The organism is Streptomyces sp. NBC_00483 (assembly GCF_036013745.1).
Lineage (GTDB): Bacteria > Actinomycetota > Actinomycetes > Streptomycetales > Streptomycetaceae > Streptomyces.
In genome coordinates this window covers 7,922,149-7,946,137 of sequence record NZ_CP107880.1, presented here as the reverse complement: position 1 = coordinate 7,946,137, position 23,989 = coordinate 7,922,149, and the positions used below count along the sequence as shown (strand labels likewise).

The following is a 23,989-nucleotide window of genomic DNA, read 5'->3' as shown; positions in this document are numbered from 1 at the left end:
TGCGATGGCGTGTCCAAAACGCACCGGAGGCAAGGAAGTTCGGTTAGGCGGTCGGGGTGGTGTCCCGCAGTTCGGCTTCCTGGCGTAGGAGCCGCATCAGTTCGGTCAGGCGGTCATTTCCGAGCCCGAGGTCGTGGCTGCGGATGGCGTCCCCGACGACCTTGCGGGTGAGGCGTCCGGCCTTGGTGACCGCGGGGCGGGCGATGGACAGCAGGTGTTCGTCGGTGACCGCCGTGCCCTTCCGGTCATGGCGGTTGGGCTGGTTGGTGTGTCCGGCCTCCGGGGCGGTCACCGGCGACGTTTCCGGGGGTGTGGGCGTGACCGGGCGAGATCTGATGGCCGGCTGTCCGGCCAGGTCGGCCGTGCGACCGCCGTGTTCCGGCTCTGGTTCGGTCTGCTTGTCCTGCAGGTGTCCGGACGGCTTGTCCGTCGTCGCAGGCTCCTTGGTGTCCGGGCCGCGGGGGACCGACGGGCGGCCGGTGTCCGCGGGTGACCGTTCGACAGCGATCGGGGCCGGGGTGGCGGATGCTGCGTCCTCGCGGATAGCAGCCGCCCACCGTGTCCGGACACTCAAGCCGTCCGGGGGCCCGGACACCTCTGCCTCGGCGACTCGGCGCGCGATGAGGATGTAGAGGTGCACGGCTCCGGCCAGGGCGAGCGGGGCCAGGGTGGACAGGACGCCGACGGTGACGTCACCGAGCCGGAGACCTGCGCCTTCGGAAGCCTGCTGGTTGAGGCGTACAGCGTGCAGGGCGTTGGCCCAGATACTGGCGGCCGTTGCGGTGCCGAAGAGGAACCACACGTAGCAGCGGGCGGCGAGCGGGGCCGCGCGGAGGACCAGCAGGGCCCGGACTCCGTAGGCGATGAATCCGTCGATGACGAGAGGGAAGACGAACGTCAGGATTCCGCGGATGTGGATGGCCGTGGCCATCTGCTGCAGGGCGTCGTACGAGAGGGCGCATCCGGCGGCGCCGAGGGCGACGATCGCGGCGCGGTCCCAGCTCGTGATGCGCGCGTGGATGGAATCGGTGTCGGTCACGCTGCCGCCCCGAGGTCGTCGTGGCGATTCGCCAGGTGGATCACGGCCGCCCGGTGTGTCTCGCCCTCGGCCTCTGCCGGGTCGCCGAGTTGGGTCTCTTCCACTGTCCGGTTTCGGATTTCCCGGCGTGTGCGGCGGTACAGCTTGTCCGCGTGCTCCTCGGTGATCTTGAGGAGCCAGGCGAGGCGTTCGGGTGTGACGCCGGACTGGTAGGCGGCGCGTACGACGGCTCGGCGTTCGCTCTTGGTGAGATGGATGTCGCGGCCGGCCAGGGTGGCGTTGACGCGTTCGTAGTCGAGGCGGTGTTCCAACTTGCTGTGCAGGGGTTCGCGTTCCTCTTCAGTCATGCCGCCACGGATGCCTTCGCGGTCGCCGTTCTCGAGCGCGGCGTCGAGGCAGGTGCGGCGTACCGGGCACTGGGCGCACAGGGACTTGGCCTCGTAGATGCGATCCATCTCGTCGGGCTCGGGAAAGAACAGGTCGAGGTCGACCTCGTGGTGGCTCGTCGGGTGGCAGGCGGCGTGTTCGTGCCAGGACTGGTCACCGAGGAGGCGGAGGGTGCGGGGCTCGGTGGTGTGCATGGGGGGGGCTCCGTTCGGCCCCGAGGCAGACGTGGGCAGGCGAGGGCCCCGGGGTTGGTGCGTGTGGGAGGCGAACCGGCAGTGTTCGCGGGTGAATTCAGCGGCCGGCTGCGGCGCTCAGGCGCTCGGCGGCCAGGGCCCGTCTGCGGTCGGGGCCGTCGAGGATGACCTTGTCGGTCATCTCGGTGAGGCGGGACGCGACGCGGTCGCCGATGTGGGCGCGCAGGTCGGCCATGCCGAGGTTGGTGGTGATGAGGGTGGGGAGCATCTCGTTGTAGCGGCGGTTGATCAGCCGCATCGTGATTTCCTCGGTCCATTCGCTGTTCTTGGCGGCGCCGAGGTCGTCGACGAACAGGAGTGGGCAGCGGGCGAGGTCCATGAATTCGCGTTCGCCGTCGTGGCCGGGGCGCGGGCGGATCTCCGCGTACAGGTCGGCGGCGGTGACCGCCTTCCAGCGGAGCCGGACCCCGGCGATGAGCAGCGAGCGGATCGCGCCGTACGCCTGGTGGGTCTTGCCCGTTCCGGTGGTTCCTGCGATCAGGAGGGAGCGGCCCTGGGCGATACCCGGGGCGCCGCCGGGCCCCGGGCGGCCGGTGTGTGCGACTTCCCGTACCCAGGAGGTGACGGCGGGGTGGTCGGCGAGGGCGTTGCGGTAGCGGGGCGGGATGCGGGAGTCGGCTGCTTGGAGGGCTGGAATCGGCTCCGGGCGTTCGTCGGGGACGGCGGCCGGGTCGATGCCCTTGGCGGTGAGGATGTTGGTGAGGCGTCGTGCGAGGCCGCCGACGGGCTGGGCGTCGTGGTCGCGCATCACAGCTCCTCGGCGTAGGCGGCGGCAGGGTCGGTCGGGTTGGCCCAGGGCCGATGGGCCGGGACGGTAGGCCTGGATTCCGGCCGGGCCAAGCCCACGTTCGGGGCGTTCATGGCCTCGTGCACCAGGCTCGGCAGGGTGCTGGGGTGCAGGCCCTTGGCGCGGTGGCGGGTGAGTCCAGCCCGGATGTGGTCGGGGTGGATGCCTTCGGCAAGGAGCTTGGCTGCTTCGCGGCCGAGGTGTCCGAGCACGTCGCGAGGCGGACGGTGGGCGCACGCCGCGGTGTACTCGGCGATGAGTTGCCGGGCCGAGGCAGTGGCTGGTGCGGGGACGCTGGCGTCCCCCGTGGGGGAAGTAGTTCCTAGATCCAGGTTCCTAGGTCCTAGATCCGGAGCGTGAGTGCTCACCGGGGGCTCATCGACTACTCCGTGAGGATTCACTGAGTCCTCAGCAGTGGGCAGTTGACCTGCACCTTCGCGGGACGTGTCGCAACTCCTCGTGGGTAGCGAGTCGTTGGTGTGTGCGTCGTGCGTGCTCACCGAGTTCTCCGTGAGCACTCCTTGAGTCGCGCGTGCGTCGTTCAGATCAGCGGGCGGCGCGTCATGGCTTGGGCAGTCAGGCGTGCGTATGCCGCTGGGGCGGTTGATCCTCTGGTGCTTGGACCAGGTGACGACGTGCAGGTACGCCTTGCCGTCATTCCCCGGGTACCGGCAGATCAGGTTCGCGGAGGCCAGCTGGATGAGGTCGTCCTCGACGCCCATGGGGCCGTGGTCCGGGCGCAGGGACCACAACGCTCCGGCGATGACGGCGGGCTGGTCGCGGATGCGGCCGCGGTCGTCGACCTGGGTGAGGAGGCCGAAGAAGGTGCGTTCAGCGCTCAGGGAGACGGAGGCCAGGGATTCGGAGGCGAAGGCCTCGGGCTTGATGGTGCGGATGCGGGCCATGGTCAGCGACCACCGACCGCAGCGTTCCGTGCTTCCGTGACGCGCAGGAGCCTGCCGGTACTCAGGTCGAGGTCGTGCTCCTGACGCCAGTCCACCTCGGGGCAGGCGCGGATGATCCATCGCGCTGCGGTACGTGCTTGGGGCGGGTTCAGCGGGAGGCGTCGACCGATTTCGTCGTATGCGCTCGCGTGCGGGCTCGGCCAGGCCCTGGCCGGTTCGCGAAGAGTGACGCGGAGCGTGCGGGCACCGGGGATCATCTCCGCCAGGAGCCGGGACAGACGGAGCCTGCGGGCGGTGGTGGGTACGGGTGTGCGCTCGGGCGCGTCGGCCGCGAGTGCCCTTCCTGGGCGGTGCTCGGGCATGCGAGAATTCCTCACTCGTAGGTGGAGTGGGGCGGCCGTTCTCGTCGAAAAGGTCAGCCGACCCGCTCTGGTTATGAATCCGTCGCCCCTGTGGGGCGGTGGCCTCGGCGTCCGGAAGGTGCGAACTTCTGGGCGCCGGTTTCATTTCCCCTGGCCGGGGCGCCGTCGTGGGCGTCTGGGTAACTCCAGCTCAGCTCCTTCGCGTTGGACTGTCTCAGCGCTCTCCGCCGAGGGACCAGCAACATATGCGTGGCGCCTCGGAAGCTCCAGCGGATCGCTGTCACTCATCCACTTCGACGCCAACTCGACGCTTACGCCCCATCCGGGAAGATGCGCCCATCCCGCAGCCAGCCCTCACCCGCCCTGGAACGGGACGCCACGCTCGGCGCGCGACCCGGCTCGACCTGGGCAGGAGGACAGCGAAGGGTGTAGGTTGAACACCTCGGTTCGCCAAACTGAACCTATCCCGGTTTGGACGCCGAATCAACATACTGAAGTTTCCGTGATTTAGAGAACCAGCTTCGGGAGAGCCTCCAGATGGCCCCTCGCCACTTCGACCGTGACCGGGTGCGCGCCCTGCGCCGCGCCCGGAACATCACCCAGAGCGAGCTGGGCGAAGCGGTCGGCGTAGGCGACTCCACAGTGGCCAGCTGGGAACTGGGCTCCTCGACACCTGACGGCGAGAAGTTGCCCGTCCTGGCGAAGTTCTTCGGCCTGCCTCTCGACGAGCTCTTCCCGCGAAGAGCGGGCGACCTTCCCGACCTCGCCGATCTTCGCTGCGACGCCGGCTACAGCCAGTACCAGAGCAGAGAGCTGATCGGGACGAAGAGCTCCGGACCGGTCGCCAACGCCGAGCGCGGCAAGCGCCGACTGAACGAGAAGTTCCACGAGCCCCTGGCGAAGGCCTACGGCGTGACCGTGGACGAGCTCCTCGCGGCACAGGAGCGGTCCTTCGGCAACGAGGCGCCGGCCCCGGAGAGCACCTCGGCCATGCCTCGGACCGTGGCCGAGAAGATCACGTATCTGCTGGAGCACTCGTATCCCGGCACCCAGGCCCCACCGTCGGATACGGAGATCGCTCGGGCGGTCAACGAACACGCGGGCGCACAGGTCATCACGGAAGGCGGCGTCCTGGCCCTGAGAACCGGGGACGACGAGGAACTGCCCCCGATCGTCGCCGACGGGCTCGCCGAGCTGTTTGGTGTGTCCCCGCTCTACTTCCAGACCGACGACAGGGTCGCCCGGCAGGTTGTCGAAGGCCTCCGGCTTCTGGCCGCTGTACGCACGGGTGCAGTCGGACGGGTCGCCACTCGAGGACTCGGCCCTGAGGGCATGTCGGACGAGCTGCTGGCCTTCCTCAACCAGATGGTCGGGGAGATGGCCGAACGAGAAGTGCCCGGGACCGACGGCCCCGGGCACTGAGTAACTGCACTCTCTCGGTCAGGCGTTGGCGCCAACCTCGTAGTGCCTTCCCGCCGCGATGACGGTCTCGACGGACTTCAGCGCGCCGAGGTCCGCAAGCGGGTTGCCGTCAACGACGAGGAGATCCGCGCTGTAGCCGGTGGTGAGCTGACCGGTCTCGTCACCGACGCCCAGGGCGCGGGCGGCTTCCGTGGTGGCCATCGCGAGGATGCGCTCCTTGGGCAGGCCCAGGTGCTCGTAGAAGGTGAGGCTGGTGGACAGCCCGTCGAAGCCCGCTCGCTGCACGCCCGCGTCCGTTCCCGCGATCAGACGTGCACCGGCGTTGGCCATCTGGCGTACGGCGTCGAACATGGCCTCAGCGCGCTCGGCACCGAAGAACTTGGGCAGCATCGGCCAGTGCGGGCTGACCGCCGGGCACACGTAGATGTTCTTCTCGACGATCTGGGCGAGCACGTCCTCGCGGACGTCGAAGCCGTCGGGTGTCATCCAGGTGCAGTGCTCGATGGTGTCGACGCCGGCCTCGACCGCGGCGGTGATGCCTTCGACACCGTGGGCGTGCGCGGCGACCGGAAGACCGGCGGTGTGCGCGGCGTCGACGAGGGCCGCCAACTCCTCGTGGGAGAACTGGGATTCCCAGCTCTTGGCGCCACCCTTGGTGAGTCCTCCCCCGGTCTCCATCACCTTGATGACCTTGGCACCGGCGTCGATGTTGCGCTGCACGAGGGCACGTACTTCGTCGGTTCCGGAGACTTCGCCGCCGAGGAACCAACAGTGGCCTCCGGGCGGTGTGACGGGCGTGGCCGCCGAGACGATACGCGGGCCGACGGCCTGGCCCTCACTTACCGCCTCCGCCAGGCGCACGGCGAGGCCATTCCGGTCGCCGAGGTCGCGCGCAGTCGTGACTCCGATGCTCAGCAGCTGCTCGGCGTGAGTCTTCATGTCGGCGAACAGCACCTCGTCGTCCTGCTCCTGGAGCGTGGCGACCGGATCGGGTCCCGCGTCGAAACAGAGATGGACGTGGGCGTCGATCAGCCCGGGCAGGACGGTCCCGGCGGGGTAGGCGAGTCGGGGCTCGTCGGGCCGGGCATGGCGTTCGACCTCTTCGCGCGGGCCGACGCAGGCGATGACGCCGTCCCGTACGAGAACTGCCCCGTCGGGGATGACCTGTTGGTCGGCTCCGGCCAGGACGTGGGCGGCGGTGATGAGCATGCGGAAGTTCCCTTTCGCTGGTGGGGGGCAGTTCAGCTGGCGGAGCGCAGGGCGTCGGACAAGGCGAGGAGCTCTTGGATGTCGGCCTCGCGGCTGCGTTGTCTCGGCATGGCGGTCAGGGGCGGAGCAGGCGCGGGCCTGACCACCCCATTCAAGTGAGCATGTACGGCCCCTCGAAGCCGTTGTGCGGTCAGGCGTTCTGAATCGTGCGCGAGCAATTGACTTTCGCTCTCCACAGCCGGTTCGAGGTACGGGCTGATCTCGACGAGCCCATCACGGCATTCGACGATGCGGCGGTGGTGCCGCCTGTGGACGCCACGAGCGCGCCACCGATCCCTCTTGGAAGACGATTGAGTGGTGAGTACGGCGTGCGGGGCAGCCTCCGCCATCAACGTCCACAGCGGTTCGAGACGCGCATGTTCGCGTCGGTGCCGCACCCAAAGGCGGCACAGGGAGACCCGTGCACGCACTCCGGGGTACGTGATTCCGAAGACGAACAGCAGGGTCGAAACCACGAGGAGCAGAGCGACCGCAGCCAGCACCGGGCCAGGGACTCCCCCGCCACGCCATCTGATCCCGACGATGACGGCCCGAATCGCGCAGGCGACCGCCATGCCGAACATGCCTACCCCGGCCGTCCACAGGCCGGTCGAGTGTGGCTTCGTCGACAGCCGGGCGTAGCGGCGCGTCCAGAGCGCGGCGGCGGTCAGCGCGTACATCAAATACAGGCCGGTGACCAGGTAGAAGAAGGCGACCTGCGCGATGGTCATGTCTGTGGTGGAGAAGCTGCCGGCCAGTGCCTGGTGCGGCACGGTCGCGGCGGCAACGATGACGGCCACAGCCACCACGGCAACGACCAGTCCCTCGACGCGGGCTCGGCGTCGACCGCTGTCTCCGTCTGCGGACGCGTACAGGTAGAAGCACATCAGGAAGTACACAGTGGCAAGGAGCAGCACGTTCTGCACGACTTTGGCTGCGCCGTGTCCAGCCACTGTGTCGAATCCGGTCGCACCGCCCGGCATGGCGAAGGGGTACGACATCGCAGCGCACGCCAGACACAGGGTTACCGAGCGCAGAGATCTGTCCTGCGGGGCTTTGGCCAGCTGGTAGAACTTCCAGCCGACGGCGGCAGCGAGCCCGACCAGAAACAGGGCGGCCATCTACAGCCATCCCTGATGGTCCCCAAGGGCGGCCTGCACACGCCGCACCGAGGGATCATCACTCTGCTGGCCGGGTGGGACGCGGTCGAGGATCGTCGCCCACTCCCCCACGATCGTCGCGACGAGTTCGGCCTCCTGCTCCTCTTTGGTGTCGTACGAGCATCGGTGGAGCGCCCGCCGGATCGCGTCAGCCTTGAGTCCGGGAAGAAGCGACTCCCACACGGCGGTCCCGGGCGGCCCCGGGTGGTCAGCCAGGATGTGTCCGAGTTCGTGCAGCACGATGTGGTCCTGGTGATGCGAGGTCGTCCCCTGCTGGAACACGATCACATCGGCCGTCGCCATCTCGAGCCAGGCGCCAAGCGGACCATCACTCGGCAGCGGAAACGCCCGCAGCTCGATTGGCCGCTCGCGTCGGCGGGTGAGCGCCGCACACAGGTCGGGCACGCTCAACGGCGGGCGGACATCGAGTGATCGCAGCAGCTGACGAATCCGACGTTCCAGGTCACGGACTCCGGCACGACCCTCATCACGCTGCCGCCGGTCGGAGAGCGTCCTCCCGGTGCGAGTGTCCGAGTCCGGTCCCTCAGGCCGGCCGCGCAGCGAATCGTTTCTGGCTGTTCGCCACAACATGGACATGGCCGGTCAGCTCCCTTTACTCACACTGCTTTTGCACAAGCAATGCTGCACAGGAACTTCCGCCACCAGCAGTAGCGCCTCTACCGCCACCCATTCCGGCGATACGTGACCCGCTACCGGAATGTCACGGCCTGCATATGCCAACCCCTGAAGATAATGGACATATGCCACTAACTTACTCGTTTGGAAGGCGGGTGCGGTGTACACGTGAGTGATGCAGCCCATACAGGGAAGCACGCAGTGACTCCCGAGCTGGGGCCACTGCTCCGCCATTGGAGAAAGCGGCTCGACTACCGCCGCATTCCAGGCATCGATTCCACACGCAGACGATTGAAGGACGGCTTGACCCAGGATGAGGTGGCCTCTCTCACGGGTGTCGCCAGTTCTTGGTACCGCCAGCTGGAGGGTGGCAGTCCGCGCCCGGTGTCCGAGCAGTTCGTTCAGCGCCTGGCCATGACGCTCAGGCTCGAGGAAGCCGAGCGAGTCGTGCTGTATCAACTGGCACTGGGACACACCCCTCCGCCATCGGACGCCCACCTCGGCCAGCAGGCCGACGTACATCTGCAGGCAGTGCTGGACTCACTGCTCCCCCACCCTGCCTACGTATCGAACCTCTGGTGGGACATCATCGCCCACAACCAGCCCCAAGAGGACTGGTTCCCTTGGCTGCCCTACGAGCGAAACCTGATGCGCTTCGCCTTTCTCTACCCGGAAGCGCGCGACCAGCTCGTCAACTGGCGAGAAGATTGGGCGATTCCCTTCCTGGCGCAGATCCGGTTCGCCATTGCCATGCATCCCGACACGCCGGAACTGCTCCGACTCCGCGACGAGATCCTGGAAGGAAACGACGAAGCGCGAGACCTCTGGGCCACACATCAGGCACAGGCCCACCCCGACGGTGACGAACGCCGATTCTGTCTGCCCTTCCACGGAGGCAAGGAAATCCGAGTGCGCATCACAGCCCTGGTCCCGATGAGCAAACAGGATCAACGTCTTGTCGTGCTGCTGCGCTTGTGAACAAGGAGGGGACGCCACGACGCATGCTCGGACATTGTGCGATTCCAAGGCGCATCCGACGAGGACCCATAGCACTCCCCGGGCCACCAGGACCGCACGGATGGAATGCGGCGTCGCGATGCCGGACCCGCGAGCCCAGCCCCATTGCGCTACACACGCGTCGAGCCACCGAAACCTCGCGGCAAACCATTGACAACATTGCGCAACCTTGCCGAACATGAGGCATGCCGCCCTTCGCGCCTGTCGCCGGAGGCCCTGCGGCAACACGTTTCTCGTCAGGAGGCAAGGTGGCCCCCACACTGACGGACGTGGCCAAGCGCGCTGGTGTCGCGCTGTCCACGGCGTCCCGCGCGTTCAACGACCCGGACCGGCTGGGGCCGGAAACCTTGCGCAAAGTTGTCGAAGCCGCTCGGGAGCTCGGGTACGAGACACCGCCCGGCCGCGTGGGCGGTGCCGGGGGCCGGGCCGAGACGGAGGACACGATCGCCGTGATCGTGCCTGACGTGGCGAACCCTGTCTTTGGTTCCTTCGTCAAGAGTGCGCAGCGCGAGGGCTGGCACCGCCGGCTGACCATCGTCCTGGCCGACACGGACTTCGAGCCCGAACGCGAGCGCGAGCTGATCGGGACGCTGCGCCGGCGCGCCGCCGGGCTTGTCGTCTGCTCGCCACGTCTCGAGGCCGACGAGGTGATCGGGCTGTGCGGTGACACGCCGCTGGTTCTGGTCAACCGGGAGGCGGAGGAGGCCGATTGCGTGTTGGCCGACGCGAGTGAGGGGCTGCGCCAGACCGTGGAGTACCTGGCGGCCCTCGGTCACCGCAAGATCGCCTACGTTCAGGGGTCGGAGCGGTCCTGGTCGAACACGCATCGAGTAGCGCTGGCCCGTGAGTTGGCGTCCGAAGCCGGCCTCGAACTCGACGTGCTGGGGCGCCAGTCGGAAACCGTCGCCGGCGGCACCGCTGCCGCGGCCAGTGTGCTCGCCTCCGGCGCCAGCGCCGTGCTCGCCCACAACGACCTGGTGGCGCTCGGCATCCTCACCGGCGCCCGCACGCTCGGCGTCCGGGTTCCCGAGGACCTCAGCGTCGTCGGCTTCGACGACATTCCCTTCGCCGAGGTCTCCCACCCGGCGCTGACCAGCGTCTCGGTTCCCATGGCGCGCGCCGGGGCGAGCGCCGTGGAGCGGATCTCCGCCGCACTGTCCGACACCGGGCCCGCACGGCCGAGCACGCTGCGCCTCGCCACCCAGCTCCACGTCCGCGGCTCCACCGGTCCCGTACCGGCCACCGCCCCCGCGCTCACGGCGGCCCGCGCATGAGCGGGCACGGCATACGCGTCGTCGTGGCCGACGCCAATCTGCAGATGCTGCGCACCGAGTTCGAACGCCAACTCCCGGCGGACAGCACGGTGGTGTGGTGCGAGCCGAGCGACCCGGAGGCGGTCGAGAAGGCAGTCGTCGAGGCCGACGTCCTGGTGTCCGGTGCGTGCACGGCTGCCATCGCCCGCGCCGGGCAACGCCTGCGGCTGGTGCACGCCCCGGGCGCGGGCACGGACGGCATCGACCGTTCCGCGCTGTCGCCCGGCACCCGGGTGGCGTGCACGTACCACCACGAGGACTCCATGGCGGAGTACGTGGCCGCCTCCGCCGTCCTGCTGCGGCGCGGCCTGCTCCGTCAGGACGCCGCCCTGCGCGAGGGCCACTGGCTCAGCCCCGTGTACGCCCCGCAGGAGGCCGGATGGCAGCCCACCCTCGCCGGAGCGACCGTCGGCTTCGTCGGGTTCGGACACATCGGCGCCCGTGCCTGGCAGGTGCTGCGGGCCTTCGGGGCGCGCGGGATCGCCGTCACCCGGCGCGGCGAGGTGGACGCGATCGCCCAGGGTCTGGAGTGGTCCGGCTCCGTCGACGATCTGCCGCATCTGCTCGACCGCAGTGACGTCGTGGTCGTCGCCGCACCGCTCAGCGACGCCACCCGGGGGATGCTCGGCGCGGCCGAACTCGCCCGGCTGCACCCCGAGTCGGTCCTGATCAATGTCGGACGCGGGCCGGTCGTCGACGAGGACGCGCTGTACGAGGCGCTGCGCTCCGGCCGCCTGGGTGGGGCCGCGCTGGACGTCTGGTACTCCTACCCGGCCGCTCCCGGCGCACGGCAGCAGCCCAGCCGCCACCCCTTCCACACCCTGTCCAACGTCCTGATGACGCCGCACTCCAGCGGACTGACACGTCACACCTTCGCCGCCCGCGCAGCCGAAATCGCCGCCAACATCCGGCAGTTGGCCACGGGCGGGGAACTCACCAACATCGTGGAGCACCCCTGATGAGCAAGCCCGACCGCATCGTCGCCGCCGACGTCCTGGTCACCAGCCCGACCCGCAACTTCGTCACCCTCAAGATAACCACCGAGCAGGGGCTCGTCGGCTGGGGCGACGCCACCCTCAACGGCCGTGAACTGGCCGTCGCTGCCTACCTCCGCGACCACGTGGCGCCGCTGCTCATCGGGCGCGACCCGGCCCGTATCGAGGACATGTGGCAGTACCTGTACCGGGGCGTGTACTGGCGGCGCGGCCCGGTCACCATGACCTCCATCGGCGCGGTCGACCTGGCGCTGTGGGATATCAAGGGCAAGTCCGTCGGCCTGCCGGTCTACCAGCTCCTCGGTGGTGCCGTCCGCGACCGGATCCTGTCCTACACCCATGCCACCGGCTGGGACGTCCCCCAGCTCCTCGACTCCATCGACGCCCGGCTGGCCGAGGGCTTCCAGGCCGTCCGGGCACAGACCGGGGTCCCCGGCCTGGACGTCGTCTACGGCGTCAGCAAGGACGGCGCCGGGTACGAGCCCGCCGGACGCGGCCTCGCCCCGTTCGAGGAGACCTGGGACACCGACGCCTATCTGCGCCACGCCCCCAAGGCGCTCGCGGCGGCCCGCTCGCACGTCGGCGACGACATCAAGCTGCTGCACGACGCCCACCACCGCCTCACGCCCAACCAGGCGGCACGCCTTGGCCGTTCGCTGGAGGACGTCGACCTGTTCTGGCTGGAGGACGTCACCCCCGCCGAGAACCAGGAAGTGCTGCGCCCGATCCGGGCGAAGACCACCGTTCCACTGGCCATCGGCGAGGTGTTCAACACACTCTGGGAGTGCCAGGGCCTGATCACCGAGCAGCTCATCGACTTCGTACGCTGCTGTGTCACCCACGCCGGAGGCATCAGCCACCTGCGCCGCATCGCCGCGCTCGCCGACGTCTGGCAGATCAAGCTCGGCCCGCACGGCCCCTCGGACGTCTCCCCCGTCGCGCTCGCCGCCTCGCTCCATGTCGGCCTGGCCACACCCAACTTCGCCATCCAGGAGTACATGGGCTACGACCCGCTGGTGCACGAGGTGTTCCAGCACTCCTGGTCGTACGCGGACGGTCACCTGCACCCCGGCGAAGCCCCCGGACTCGGCATCGAGGTGGACGAGGAACTCGCCGCCCGTCACCCGTACCAGGCGGCATACCTGCCCGTCGCCCGCCGGCGCGACGGCTCCATGACCGACTGGTGACCCGGCCCGCCCCGATGGCCCGGACACGCCAGACATACGCCGCCGGCCGCACCCCTGCGCAAGGACACACCCCCTCATGACCACCGCCCCCGCCCGCACACCCCGCCTGTCCGCGGCCGCCGCGCCGTCCAGCGCGCTGCTGCACAGCCGCACCCTGACCGCGGCCGACACCGGCATCGTGCACCTCGGACTCGGCAACTTCCACCGCGCCCACCAGGCCGTCTACACCGCCGCCGCGCTCGCCCAGGAGGCGGGCCCCTGGGGCATCGTCGGGGTGGCCGGCCGCTCCACCGGCGTCGCCGACGCGCTGCGCGCCCAGGACCTGCGCTACACCGTCGCCGAGGTCTCCCCCGACGGTCTGCGCTGCACGGTCCCCGCCGTGCACACCGGCGTTCTGGTCGCCGCGCGCGAGCCCGAGCACGTACAGCAGGCACTCGCCGCGCCCGGCACCCGCGTGATCTCCCTGACGGTGACCGAGCACGGCTACACCTTCTCGCCCCGCACCGGCGGCCTCGACCTGGACCACCCAGGTGTCCGGGCCGACCTGAGCGGCAACCGCACCGCACCGGTGACCACCCTGGGGCGTATCGTGCGCGCTCTGCAGGAGCGGGCCGCCGGGCACGGTGCCCCGGTCACCGTCCTCAGCTGCGACAACCTCGTCGGCAACGGCCACCACACCCGCCGTCTCGTCGAGGAGTTCATCGCCCAACTGCCCGCCGGGGAGGGCGAGGAGGTGGCTGCCTGGCTCGCCGCCGGGAACGTCACCTTCCCCGACACCATGGTCGACCGCATCGTGCCCGCCACCACGGACGCGGAGCGCACCGCCGTCGCCGGGGCGCTCGGCCTGCACGACGAAGTCCCGGTGCCCGCCGAGCCGTTCAGCATGTGGGTGCTGCAGGACCACTTCGCCGCGGCGCGTCCCGCGTGGGAGGCGGGCGGGGCGCTGTTCACCGACGACGTGACCCCGTACGAGCTGCTCAAGGTCCGGCTGCTCAACGGCACCCACTCGCTCATCGCCTACCTGGGGGCCCTCGACGGCCGCGACACCATCCCGGAATCGAGCGCACAGCCCTTCGTGACGGAGGCGGCGCGTGCGGTGCTGTGGGACGAGTACCTGCCGAGCCTGACCGTTCCCGACGGCGTCGACCTGGACGCGTACGTGAAACAGCTGTTCACCCGCTGGGCCAACTCGGCGCTCGGACACCGCACCCGGCAGGTTGGCTCGGACGGATCGGTGAAGCTGCGCCAGCGCATCCCGGACCCGGCACTGCTCCACCTGCGCTCCGGCCGGATGCCGCACCATCTCGCCCTCACCGTCGCCGCCTACCTGTGCTGCCTGGCCCCGTCCGCGGGCTTCGACCCGGGCGAGCACGCGGCCGCCATGGTGGACCCGGCCCGCGAACGGCTGGCCGCGCTGCGGGCCAAGACCGCCGACGGCACATCGTTCGCCACCGCCGTCCTCGACGACGGGCTGCTCGGTGACGAGCTTCCGCAGTACCCCGCGTTCGCAGCCCGGGTCGGCGAGTTCGTCGACCTTCTGCAGACCCGCGGGCCGCGCGCGGCGGCGGCCGAAGCCGCAGAGTCCGCCTGAACTTCCCTCATCCCCAAGGGCGTTCGCCCCCCCTTCTCGTCGGGACGTGAATCCATGACAGCCAATACACCTGGCACAGCTCTGCCCACGACGGCCCGTGCCGCCGTACTGCACGCCGCCGAGGACCTGCGGATCGAGGAGCTGCCGCTGCGTCCGCTCGGCCCGGACGACGTCCTGATCGCGGTCGACGCGGTCGGCGTCTGCGGCTCCGACATGCACTACTTCGCCTCCGGCCGCAACGGCAGCAACGTGCTGCGACAGCCCACCGCCCTCGGCCACGAAGCCTCGGGCACCGTCCTCGCCACCGGCGATGCGGCCACCGTCGCCCCCGGCACCCGGGTCGCCGTCGAACCCGCCATCGGCTGCGGCACCTGCGCCACCTGCCGCTCGGGGCGCTACAACCTCTGCCCGACCGGCACCTGCTTCGGCTCACCACCCACCCACGGCACCATCTCCACCCACCTGGTGACTCCGAGCCGCGCCGTACACCCGCTCCCCGACACGATCCCACTCGAACTCGGCGCGCTCATCGAGCCGTTGGCCGTCGCCGTGCACGCCGTACGCCGCGCCGAGGTGACCTTCGGCGACCGGGTCCTGATCACCGGGGCGGGCCCCATCGGCATCCTGTGCGCCCAGGTCGCCCGCGCCGCCGGCGCCGTCGAGATCACCGTCACCGACGTCAACGACGCCCGCCTCGCCCAGGCTCGCAAACTGGGCGCCACCCACACCGTCAACACCGCCCGCGAGAAGCTCGAACTCACGGACGTGGACCGACTGTTGGAGTGCTCGGCCCACCCGGCCGCGCTCTGGCAGGGCCTGCACACCCTGCGCCCCGGGGCCCGCGCCACCGTCGTCGGCCAGGCAGCCCCCACGGTCGACGGACTCCCCCTCGCCCAGCTCCAGCGCAACGAGATCGACCTGAGCTGCGCCTTCCGCTACGCACACGCCTTCCCGGCCGCGATCGCACTCGCCGCAGAGGGCCGCGTCGACCTGGCCGCCGTCCTCACCGGCCGCTTCCCCCTGGACCGCGCCGCCGACGCGCTGCGCGCACCGGCCACCGACCCCACCCACCTGAAGGTCGTCATCCGCCCCGGCGACACGGCGGCTGCTCACTGACCGCAGGCCCACCCCGTACCGCGTAACTCCACCGAAGCCCGACCCATCCAAGGAGGCATGGACGATGGAGTCCACCGCAACCGCCGTGCCCACGACCGGGCAGCCGCCCGCGGACCCCCGCACCGTGCGCCGGGCCGCCCTCGCCGGCCTGGTCGGAACGGCCCTGGAACAGTACGACTTCGTCATCTACGGCACCGCCTCGGCGCTGGTCTTCAGCGACCTGTTCTTCGCCGGAGCGTCCCCGGCCGTCGGCATCCTCGCGAGCTTCGGCACCTACGCCGTCGGCTTCGCGGCCCGCCCGCTCGGCGGCCTGTTCTTCTCCCGCTACGGCGACCGCCTCGGCCGCAAGTGGGTCCTGGTCGCCACCCTGTTGCTGATGGGCGGATCCACCCTCGCCATCGGCCTGCTGCCCACCTACTCCCAGGCCGGCATCCTCGCGCCCGCCCTGCTGGTGCTGTGCAGGATGGCCCAGGGCTTCGGCGCCGGCGCGGAACAGTCCGGCGGCTCCACCCTGCTCACCGAAACAGCACGCACGGGCCGACGCGGCACCCTCGCCGCCATGGTGATGACCGGCGCCGCCCTCGGCACCGCGCTCGGAGCAGGGGCCTGGGCCCTGGTCCAACTCCTGCCCCACGACGACCTCATGACATGGGGCTGGCGGCTGGTCTTCGCGAGCAGCATCTTCGTCACCGTCGGCGCGCTCCTCATCCGCCGCGGGCTGAACGAGAGCCCCGTCTTCCAGGAACTCAAGGCGCAGCAGGCCAAGCCCGTCTCCCCCGTTGGCGAGGTACTGCGGGGCGGCCGCCGTCCACTGCTCCTGGTGATGTTCATGAGCCTCGGCGTCAGCGCCCAGTCGTACACCTACCAGGTGTTCATGGCCTCCTACCTGATCACCGCCGTCGGCGTGGACTCCGAACTCGTACCGCAAGTACTACTCATCGGCGCACTGTGCGGTGGCGTCGCCGCCCTCTGCACGGGCCGGCTCTCCGACCGGTTCGGCCGCCGACCGGTCAGCACCGCCATCATGAGCGCCCTGGTCGTCCTGCCCGCGCCCAGCTTCATCGCCCTCAACACCGGCTCCACCGTCGCCATCACCGTCGTGATCATCCTCGGGTTCGTGTTCGCCGCACACGGAGCCGTCGGCGTCCAGATGAGCTACTTCCCCGAAATGTTCGGCGCCCGCTACCGCTACGCCGGGGTCACCCTGGGCCGCGAATTCTCCTCCGTCCTCGGCGGCGGCGTCGCACCCCTCATCTGCACGGGACTCATCTCCGCGTTCTCCGGCTCCTGGGTCCCGGTCGCCGTCTACATGATGGTCATGGGTCTGATCAGCCTGATCGCCGTACGCCTTTCTCCCGAGACGGTCGACCGCGACCTCACCGACCCGGCCGACCCGACCACCGCCACCAAGGTGTCTGCGTAGCCGACGAACAGGCCCGTACAGATACCGGCGGGCGTGGGCTCAAGGCCGGGTAGCCAAGCAGCTACCTGGCCTTGGGCCCACGCCCGCCGGCTGATCACTGCACAGCTCGCGACGACTTCAGGTGTCCAGGCACCGGTCCACAAAGGTGAATACGTGCCGGAGGACGAGGGCGGCATCGTCGTCGTGAAGGAGTTCGTGCCGTCCGTCCTTGATCGGCAGATGGGTGCTGCCTTCGCTGCGCAAGAGCTCCGCCAGTCGGCGGCTGCACCTGAGGTGGGTCGAGGTGTCGGCGGTTCCGTGGATGACCAGGCACGGGATCTGCCACTGCGAGGCCGTCGCCCAGACCTTGGCCACGACTTCGAGTGAACTGGCTGCCACGAGCAGTGGCAAGGCATGGTGGCGGGGGCTCTTCTGTTGCGGGCAATCGAGGGCGCAGGCCGACGGTTCGTCGTTCGACACAGGACCACGGCCGCAGACGGGCTCCCTGGCGCGGGGCGCGGACCGCCCGCCGCAGCTCGGGGCTCACAGGGTGATGTTGTCGATGTCGTAGGCGGCCGCGCCGGGGTTGCCGAACTCGACGGTGTTCTGGCCGGCCTGCAGTTCGACCGGGACCGTGATGGTGTTCGGGGTGTTCCAGTCGCTCTCGTTGTTGCCGCCGACGGGGAGTTCGAAGGAGGAGCCGTTGACCTTGACGAGGGCCTTCCGGCCGGAGTCACCGTCGAGGAAGGCGACCTTCATCAGGTACGTGCCGTCGCGCGGCGCGGTGACACCGGTGAAGGTCACCGTTCCGCCGGTGCCGAGCTTGCCGACCCGCTTGCCACCCGAGCAACCCGCGCAGGAGACGGCGGCCGCACCCCCGGCGAGGGTGTTGCCGGGGGACTCGGCCTCGTACGTCGTCGGGCCGCCCGCGCCCGGGGTGACGAGCGTCAGAGTCTTGCTCGGCGCCGAACGGGGTCCGTGTCCGGGCCCCTCGGCGACCACGGTGAAGCGGTGGGCGGCGCCGGGCCGGAGGTCCTTGACCGTGGCAGCGGGCTCGGTGACAGTGGCGGCCTTGGCACCGTCAACATAGACGCTGTAGCGGGGCGTTGCGCCATGGCCGCGCCGCCAGGACGGATCCCAGGCCAGGGAGACACTCGTGTCACTCGCGGCGGTGGCGCGCAGATGGCCCGGCATGGTGGGCGTGACGCCCTTCGGGAGATCAGGGGTGACGCGCAGCAGCCGCGACCCATGGGCGGGCAGGGTGGCACTGAAGCTGTCGGCGGACTTGCCGATGTCCTTGCGGCTCCACAGATCGCGGACCGAGGCGGCACCGGAGACGCCTAGGTCGTCCCAGTGAGCGGTGACCGGAGCGCTGCTGTCGCCGAGGTTGAACAGGGCCACGGTGTAACTGCCATCCGCGTTGCGCGCGTACCACACCTGCTGCGGGGTGGTCTGGCTGAGCGGTTTGGCAGGGTTGCCCGCCTGGTTGACCGCGATGACCTCCTTGTTGGTCAGCAGCTTCAACCCGAGGTCGTCCAGCTTGGTCAGGTCGTCGCCCATATAGAAGTTCGCCGACTCGATCGCCCATAGAGTGGCCACGCTCTGGCGTTCCGCGTCATTGAGACCGTCCATGGCGCCGTTGCCCACGTTCATGGAATCCAGGTCGTTCCAGTGCCCGGGACCCGCGTGCGGAATCCACTGCACGACGTCGTTCCACCGGTCCTTCAGCCGCGTGTTCCACTTCACCAACGTGCTGCAGTGACATTCCACATCGTTGTCGATGCGCCAGCCGTTGGTGTACTTCTGCCACGTCTCCACGTGGCGGGGGCTCAGCGACCAGGACACCACGAACCGGATGGACCGTCCGGACTCCGTCAGAGCCTTCGACCATGCGGCGACGTCCTGCCGGTTGTCGTAGTTGTCACCGCTCCTGTAGCTACCAGGGCCCACGGCATCCAGCTTGAGGAAGTCCACACCCCACTCGGCGTACTGGGCCACGATCGAGTCGATGTAGGCCTGACCGCACGGCGTACCAAAGTTGATCTTGTAGGCATGTCCGGTGAACCCACTCGTGGGCCGCAAGTCGGGATAGGCGACGTCGCTCAGGTGACAGTCGGGAGCGCCGGCCACGGTCGCGGTGCCGTCTCCGTAGGCCGCCTTGAGCAGGCCGATCTCGGAGTAGATGCCGAACTTCAGGCCCTTGGCGTGGATGTGGTCAGCAACGTACTTCAGCCCGTGCGGGAACTTCGCTGAGTCGGGGACCGGGCGGCCGTGTTCGTCGAACGAGGTGTACCAGCCGCCGTCCATGTTGACGTATTCGTAGCCGTATGGCTTGAGCTTGTCGGCCATGGCGTCAGCCTGGGCGAGCAGGTTGCTCTCCGTCAGCCAACTGGCCACGCCGTCAGGGTTGTAGGGGCCGTAGGCCTCCAGGCTCCAGCTGCTCCACCCCATCAGCGGCTTCTTGCCCGCCTCGGTGACCGCCGTGTCAATCTGCACGGCCGCGGTCGGCCCGGCATCCCTGGCAATCTGGACCTGAGCGGGCTGCGGGTGCGCTGCCACGAGCAGCAGCCCACCCGCCAAGGCTCCGATCCCCTTCAGTCTCCGTGTCGAACTGCGGGTCGGCCCAAGCCACCTGCGCGCAACCATGTGCTGTCCTTCCGCTGGATCCGAGGTGCGTATGCGGTGTCCTCGTGCCCGCCCGGTCCCTGGCGGGATCGAGGGCGTGGACGTCGTCGGTGGCGGGTGAGGCCGCCGCCGTGGAGGGCTCAAGCGCGCCGCTCGTCGGACGCCAAGCCCAGGTCTCCCCGACTGCACGCCCCAGCGCCTTGCAAGGCCCGTATGACGGTTAACAGAAATGAAACGCTTCAAGCGCATCGCAGAAGCTAGGTACCAATACGAGCCGTGTCAAGAGTTCTCGCACACGGCATCGCGAGGATCGCACCGGAGCCGCAGCGCCATCGGCGTGAGCACCGGCATGGCGAGCACCGCAACAGAGACACAACTGCGCAGATGGGGAGCGCGCTTGGTGTGCAGGCATACAGGCCACATCGATCACGATCGGGCCAGGCCGTCGCTTGACGGAGCAACAGGCAGGTTCCTACGGTGACTCCGCCAAGAATTGAAGCGTTTTACCCCCCGCAGATGTGGGCGGTTTCCGTTCAGCGCCACATACCGGGTCACTGCCGTGTCGCCGCCCAGCCCATCGTGAACAGACAACAGGAGTCGCCCCATGCTCGACGTGTCCCCGGCCGCTTCCACCGTGACCTTGGCCGTTCCCACCTGTGAGCATCGAACGCCGGCTCTGGGGATCGGAACGTCGAGACCACGGCTGTCCTGGACAGTGAGCGCCGCCCCCGGAAACTGGATCCAGGCCGCCTACGAGATTCAGGTGCAACCGGAATTGGGGACCACCTGGACCACGGGCCGTACTCTCGGCGCCGAGTCGGTGCTCGTGCCCTGGCCCGACGAAGCGCCCCCATTGGCATCCCGCGAGCGCTGTTCGGTGCGGGTTCGAGTCTGGGGCGAGGACGGAAGCAGCTCCGAGTGGAGCCCCGAACTGACCGTGGAGGCAGGCCTGTTGTCGCCTGCCGATGTCACGGCCCGCATGGTCGGGCCGATGACGCCCGAATTGCAGCGCCCTGCGGCAGTGCGCACGTCGTTCGTCCTGCCCGCGGCGGCTGTCCGGGCTCGCCTGTATGTCACGGCCCACGGCCTGTACGAGGTGGAGGTGAACGGCGAGCGGGTGGGCGACGAGGTGCTCGCGCCGGGCTGGAGCAGTTACCACCACCGTCTGCGCTACGCCACGCACGACGTCACGCACCTGCTGACCATAGGCGCCAACGCGCTCGGCGCCTGGCTGGGCGAGGGATGGTTCGCCGGTCGCTTCGGGATCCACGGCGGCCGCACGAACATCTACGGCGATGCCACCGGGCTCGTTCTTCAGCTCGAGATCGAGTGCGCCGACGGCAGTCGGCTCACTGTTGGCACCGACGAGACGTGGCTCTGCGCCCACGGCCCGATCCTGTCCTCCAGCCTGTACGACGGCGAACGCTACGACGCCCGCGCCGAATGGCACGGCTGGTCGCAGCCCGGGTTCGACGACTCGGCCTGGCAGTCGGTGACCGCGGTCCCCTTCGACCCCGCCGTCCTGGTCGCTCCCCCCGGCCCGCCCGTGCGTCGAGTGGAGTCGCTCGCACCGGAGAGCATCGTCACGTCGCCGTCCGGACGCACCATCGTGGACTTCGGACAGAACATCGCGGGCCGGGTCCGCATCCGCGTCAGCGGGGCCACCGGGACCGTCGTCACCCTGCGCCACGCCGAAGTGGTCCAGGACGGTGAGCTCTACACACGCCCACTGCGTTACGCGGAGGCCACGGACACCTACATCCTGAAGGGGGACGGCGTCGAGGAGTGGGAGCCACGCTTCACCATCCATGGCTTCCGCTATGTCGAAGTCACCGGGTGGCCAGGCGAGTTGACCAAAGCGGACCTCACCGCCCAGGTACTGCACACCGACATGCGCCGCACCGGTTGGTTCAATTCCAGCGACGCCCTGCTCGACCGGTTGCACGACAATGTGCTGTGGAGCATGCGCGGCAACTTCGTGGACGTGCCCACCGACTGCCCGCAGCGCGACGAACGGCTCGGCTGGACCGGCGACATCCAGGTCTTCGCTCCTACCGCGTCCTTCCTGTACGACTGCGCGGGCATGCTCACCTCCTGGCTCGCCGACCTGGCCGCCGACCAGTACGAGGACGGAACCGTCCCGTTCATCGTGCCAGCCATCCCGGCCCCCTTCTGGACCCCGGCATGGGCGGCCGCCGTATGGGGCGACGCCGCCGTGCTGGTGCCCTGGACCCTCTTCCAGCGGTACCGCGACCGGGGCGTGCTGCGCGCCCAGTACGCCAGCGCGCGCGCCTGGGTCGACCTGGTGGCCTCGCAGTGCGATGCAGAGGGGGTGTGGCGACAGGGCCGGCAGCTCGGCGACTGGCTCGATCCGGCCACGCCGCCGGAGGGCCCCTGGCAGGCGCGCACCGATCCACACCTCGTCGCCCAGGCATACTTCGCGCACTCCGCGCGTGTACTGGCCTACATGGCGGCGGAGTTGGGAGAGAGCGGCGATCACGAGCACTACGTGGGTATCGCCGACCGGGCCCGCGCCGCTTTCCGGCGCACCTATGGGAAGCCTGGCGGTCGGCTGTCGTCCGACACACAGACGGCCTACGCTCTCGCCCTGCGGTTCGCTCTGCTGCCCGACGCGGACGAGGCGACCGCGGCCGGTCACCGGCTGGCCGAACTCGTGGCGGAGGAGGGGTATCGAATCGCCACCGGGTTCGCCGGCACCCCGGAGGTGTGCGACGCGCTGGCCGATACGGGACACCACGACACCGCCTTCGCGTTGCTGTTGCAACAGGCCTGCCCTTCCTGGCTCTACCCGGTCACCCAAGGCGCGACAACCATCTGGGAACGATGGGACAGCATGCTCCCGGATGGCCGCGTCAACCCCGGGGAAATGACCTCCTTCAACCACTACGCGCTCGGTGCCGTCGCCGACTTCCTGCACCGCACCGTCGCGGGACTCGCTCCTGCTGCCCCCGGTTACCGGGAACTGCGCATCGCCCCGCGTCCCGGCGGCGGTCTGACGCACGCCCGGGCCCGTCACCTGACGCCCTGCGGAGAGGCGGAGGTCGCCTGGCAACTGACCGACAATGTCCTCACCGTCGACGCCCTCGTGCCCGCCAACACCACAGCCCATGTGGACATACCCGGACTGCCGCTCCAGGTGGTCGGCAGTGGCAGCCACCGTTTCACCTGCACCTGGCAACCCGGGCAACCACTCGCCAAGCCGGTCCACGCCACCGGGGTCGGCCTTCTGCAGCACTGAATTGAAGCGTTACAATTCTTAGGCCCCAGACAGGTGGCGACACGAAAGGGCAGAGGACATGACGACCATCGGCATCAAGGACGTAGCGCTGCGGGCGGGCGTCTCGATCGCCACGGTCTCCAACGTCCTCAACCGACCCGAGAAGGTCAGCCCACCTACGCGTACACGGGTCGAGGAGGCGATCACCCTCCTCGGCTACGTGCCGAACGCGGCTGCCCGGCAGCTGTCCGGCACCCGGGGCACCACTGTAGGACTGGTCCTGTTCGACGTTCGCAACCCGTTCCTGACCGACATCGCCCGCGGCGCCGAGGACTTCCTGCACGCCGCGGGGCTCACGGTCACCCTGTGCAACACGGACGTCCTGCCCGACAAGGAGGAGCGCTACCTCAATCTCCTGGCCCAGAACAACGCGGTGGGCGTCCTGGTCACCCCTGCCGATCTCAGCCGGGAATGGGTCGACCAACTGCGGGCCCGTGGGCTCCGGGTGGTTCTTCTGGACAGCTCGGACAACTACCCCGATGTGTGCTCGGTCGCCGTCGACGACGTCGCGGGAGCCGACTCGGCCGTCACCCATCTCCTGGCCCGTGGGCATGAACGCATCGCCTTCGTCACCGGGCCACTGCACATGCGCCAGTCACAGGACCGGCTCGCCGGATCCCGGCAGGCCCTGGCCCGCGCGGACCGCCCCGCCGACACCCTGCAGGTCGTGGAGACAGCCGCGTTCACCGTCGACAACGGACGCCGGGCGGGCGAGCAGTTGCTCGCGGCGGGAAAGCAGGTCTCCGCCGTCTTCTGCGCCAACGACCTCCTCGCGCTCGGTGTCATGCAGACCGCCTTCCGCGCCAAACTCGGGGTCCCGGACGAGCTCGCCGTCGTGGGCTACGACGACATCCACTCGGCCGCCACCTCTGGGATCCCTCTCACCTCGGTGCACGTCGGAGGTTACGAACTGGGCAGCTCCGCGGCGCGTTTGCTGCTCGACGAGGACCGGCCCGATCACGAACACCGCCGCCTGGTCTTCCCGCCGAGCCTGATCGAGCGCAATTCCAGCTGACGCGGACCGCGCCCCTCGTGGGCGCGACTCCCTGGACCGAACGCGTGGCCCAGGCCAGGATGCCTCTCCTGAGCGGTACTTCGAGCCGCGATGAAGCGGAACAGCGTTTCAATGCTGCAATAAAACGGTTCAATTCATTGAACCCGGCACATCGAAGAAAGAGCCGACCGAGCAGGTCAGGCCCCAACTCCCTGGGCCCACCCGTACACACACCAAGGGCCAGCTCCCCC

20 protein-coding genes are annotated in these 23,989 nt (G+C 69.3%); 10 read left to right on the top strand and 10 right to left on the bottom strand.

All coding sequences use genetic code 11. From position 1 onward, the window contains the following. Window positions 1–43: 43 nt before the first annotated feature. The 5 genes from OHA73_RS35400 to OHA73_RS35380 all read right to left on the bottom strand — a co-directional run bounded on the left by OHA73_RS35400 (window position 44) and on the right by OHA73_RS35380 (window position 3,734). Window positions 44–1,039 carry a DUF2637 domain-containing protein gene (locus OHA73_RS35400; RefSeq protein ID WP_327657139.1) on the bottom strand — a complete coding sequence of 332 codons (996 nt, stop codon included), beginning with the start codon at window positions 1,037–1,039 and terminating at the stop codon, window positions 44–46. Further along, window positions 1,036–1,620, bottom strand: coding sequence for a WhiB family transcriptional regulator (locus tag OHA73_RS35395; RefSeq protein ID WP_327657138.1), 585 nt, complete (start codon window positions 1,618–1,620; stop codon window positions 1,036–1,038). Before OHA73_RS35395 ends, OHA73_RS35400 begins: the two co-directional genes overlap by 4 nt. Before the next feature lie 97 nt (window positions 1,621–1,717). After that, a complete protein-coding gene (locus OHA73_RS35390) occupies window positions 1,718–2,428 on the bottom strand; it encodes an ATP-binding protein (protein WP_327657137.1) in 711 nt (236 codons plus the stop codon). Further along, window positions 2,428–3,372, bottom strand: a complete 945-nt coding sequence (locus OHA73_RS35385) for a hypothetical protein (RefSeq protein ID WP_327657136.1) — start codon at window positions 3,370–3,372, stop codon at window positions 2,428–2,430. The genes OHA73_RS35390 and OHA73_RS35385 overlap by 1 nt, the downstream gene beginning before the upstream one ends. A 2-nt stretch (window positions 3,373–3,374) precedes the next feature. Next, entirely contained in the window at window positions 3,375–3,734 is a 360-nt protein-coding gene (locus OHA73_RS35380) for a hypothetical protein (protein WP_327657135.1), read from the bottom strand. A gap of 537 nt (window positions 3,735–4,271) precedes the next feature. Here OHA73_RS35380 and OHA73_RS35375 point away from each other — a divergent pair. After that, complete coding sequence (locus OHA73_RS35375) at window positions 4,272–5,156, top strand: helix-turn-helix transcriptional regulator (RefSeq protein WP_327657134.1); 885 nt, start codon at window positions 4,272–4,274, stop codon at window positions 5,154–5,156. A gap of 18 nt (window positions 5,157–5,174) precedes the next feature. Here the strand turns inward: OHA73_RS35375 and OHA73_RS35370 are convergent, their stop codons facing one another. From OHA73_RS35370 to OHA73_RS35360, 3 genes are read right to left on the bottom strand one after another with little or no spacing between them, the layout of a single operon-like run. Beyond that, the gene (locus tag OHA73_RS35370; protein WP_327657133.1) at window positions 5,175–6,365 is read right to left on the bottom strand and encodes an amidohydrolase family protein; all 1,191 of its coding nucleotides are present in this window, start codon (window positions 6,363–6,365) and stop codon (window positions 5,175–5,177) included. Window positions 6,366–6,397: 32 nt separating this feature from the next. Then, on the bottom strand, window positions 6,398–7,525 hold the full coding sequence (locus OHA73_RS35365; RefSeq protein ID WP_327657132.1) for an MAB_1171c family putative transporter: 1,128 nt from the start codon (window positions 7,523–7,525) through the stop codon (window positions 6,398–6,400). After that, window positions 7,526–8,161 carry a hypothetical protein gene (locus OHA73_RS35360; RefSeq protein ID WP_327657131.1) on the bottom strand — a complete coding sequence of 212 codons (636 nt, stop codon included), beginning with the start codon at window positions 8,159–8,161 and terminating at the stop codon, window positions 7,526–7,528. A gap of 240 nt (window positions 8,162–8,401) precedes the next feature. On the opposite strand from OHA73_RS35360, the gene OHA73_RS35355 reads away from it, so the two are divergent. The 7 genes from OHA73_RS35355 to OHA73_RS35325 all read left to right on the top strand — a co-directional run bounded on the left by OHA73_RS35355 (window position 8,402) and on the right by OHA73_RS35325 (window position 16,842). Then, a complete protein-coding gene (locus tag OHA73_RS35355; RefSeq protein WP_327657130.1) occupies window positions 8,402–9,178 on the top strand; it encodes a helix-turn-helix transcriptional regulator in 777 nt (258 codons plus the stop codon). 287 nt (window positions 9,179–9,465) lie between these two features. Beyond that, window positions 9,466–10,491, top strand: coding sequence for a LacI family DNA-binding transcriptional regulator (locus OHA73_RS35350; RefSeq protein WP_327657129.1), 1,026 nt, complete (start codon window positions 9,466–9,468; stop codon window positions 10,489–10,491). Further along, complete coding sequence (locus OHA73_RS35345) at window positions 10,488–11,489, top strand: 2-hydroxyacid dehydrogenase (protein WP_327657128.1); 1,002 nt, start codon at window positions 10,488–10,490, stop codon at window positions 11,487–11,489. The genes OHA73_RS35350 and OHA73_RS35345 overlap by 4 nt, the downstream gene beginning before the upstream one ends. Then, window positions 11,489–12,712, top strand: coding sequence for a D-mannonate dehydratase ManD (manD, locus tag OHA73_RS35340; RefSeq protein WP_327657127.1), 1,224 nt, complete (start codon window positions 11,489–11,491; stop codon window positions 12,710–12,712). The genes OHA73_RS35345 and manD overlap by 1 nt, the downstream gene beginning before the upstream one ends. A 76-nt stretch (window positions 12,713–12,788) precedes the next feature. Further along, window positions 12,789–14,303 carry a mannitol dehydrogenase family protein gene (locus tag OHA73_RS35335; protein WP_327657126.1) on the top strand — a complete coding sequence of 505 codons (1,515 nt, stop codon included), beginning with the start codon at window positions 12,789–12,791 and terminating at the stop codon, window positions 14,301–14,303. Window positions 14,304–14,357: 54 nt separating this feature from the next. Further along, window positions 14,358–15,419, top strand: coding sequence for an NAD(P)-dependent alcohol dehydrogenase (locus tag OHA73_RS35330; protein ID WP_327657125.1), 1,062 nt, complete (start codon window positions 14,358–14,360; stop codon window positions 15,417–15,419). Window positions 15,420–15,483: 64 nt separating this feature from the next. Beyond that, window positions 15,484–16,842 (top strand): MFS transporter, encoded by a 1,359-nt coding sequence (locus tag OHA73_RS35325; protein ID WP_327657124.1) that lies wholly within the window; start codon window positions 15,484–15,486, stop codon window positions 16,840–16,842. A 117-nt stretch (window positions 16,843–16,959) separates the two neighbouring features. Here the strand turns inward: OHA73_RS35325 and OHA73_RS35320 are convergent, their stop codons facing one another. Next, window positions 16,960–17,301, bottom strand: coding sequence for an alpha/beta hydrolase (locus OHA73_RS35320; protein ID WP_327657123.1), 342 nt, complete (start codon window positions 17,299–17,301; stop codon window positions 16,960–16,962). Between the two features lie 63 nt (window positions 17,302–17,364). Continuing rightward, complete coding sequence (locus OHA73_RS35315) at window positions 17,365–19,380, bottom strand: fibronectin type III domain-containing protein (protein WP_327657122.1); 2,016 nt, start codon at window positions 19,378–19,380, stop codon at window positions 17,365–17,367. A 670-nt stretch (window positions 19,381–20,050) separates the two neighbouring features. Between OHA73_RS35315 and OHA73_RS35310 the strand changes: the two genes are divergently transcribed. Beyond that, a complete protein-coding gene (locus tag OHA73_RS35310; protein WP_443063162.1) occupies window positions 20,051–22,705 on the top strand; it encodes a family 78 glycoside hydrolase catalytic domain in 2,655 nt (884 codons plus the stop codon). Between the two features lie 58 nt (window positions 22,706–22,763). Next, window positions 22,764–23,759: a LacI family DNA-binding transcriptional regulator gene (locus tag OHA73_RS35305; RefSeq protein ID WP_327657120.1), complete on the top strand. Its 996-nt coding sequence runs from the start codon at window positions 22,764–22,766 to the stop codon at window positions 23,757–23,759. The last annotated feature ends 230 nt before the right edge of the window (window positions 23,760–23,989 follow it).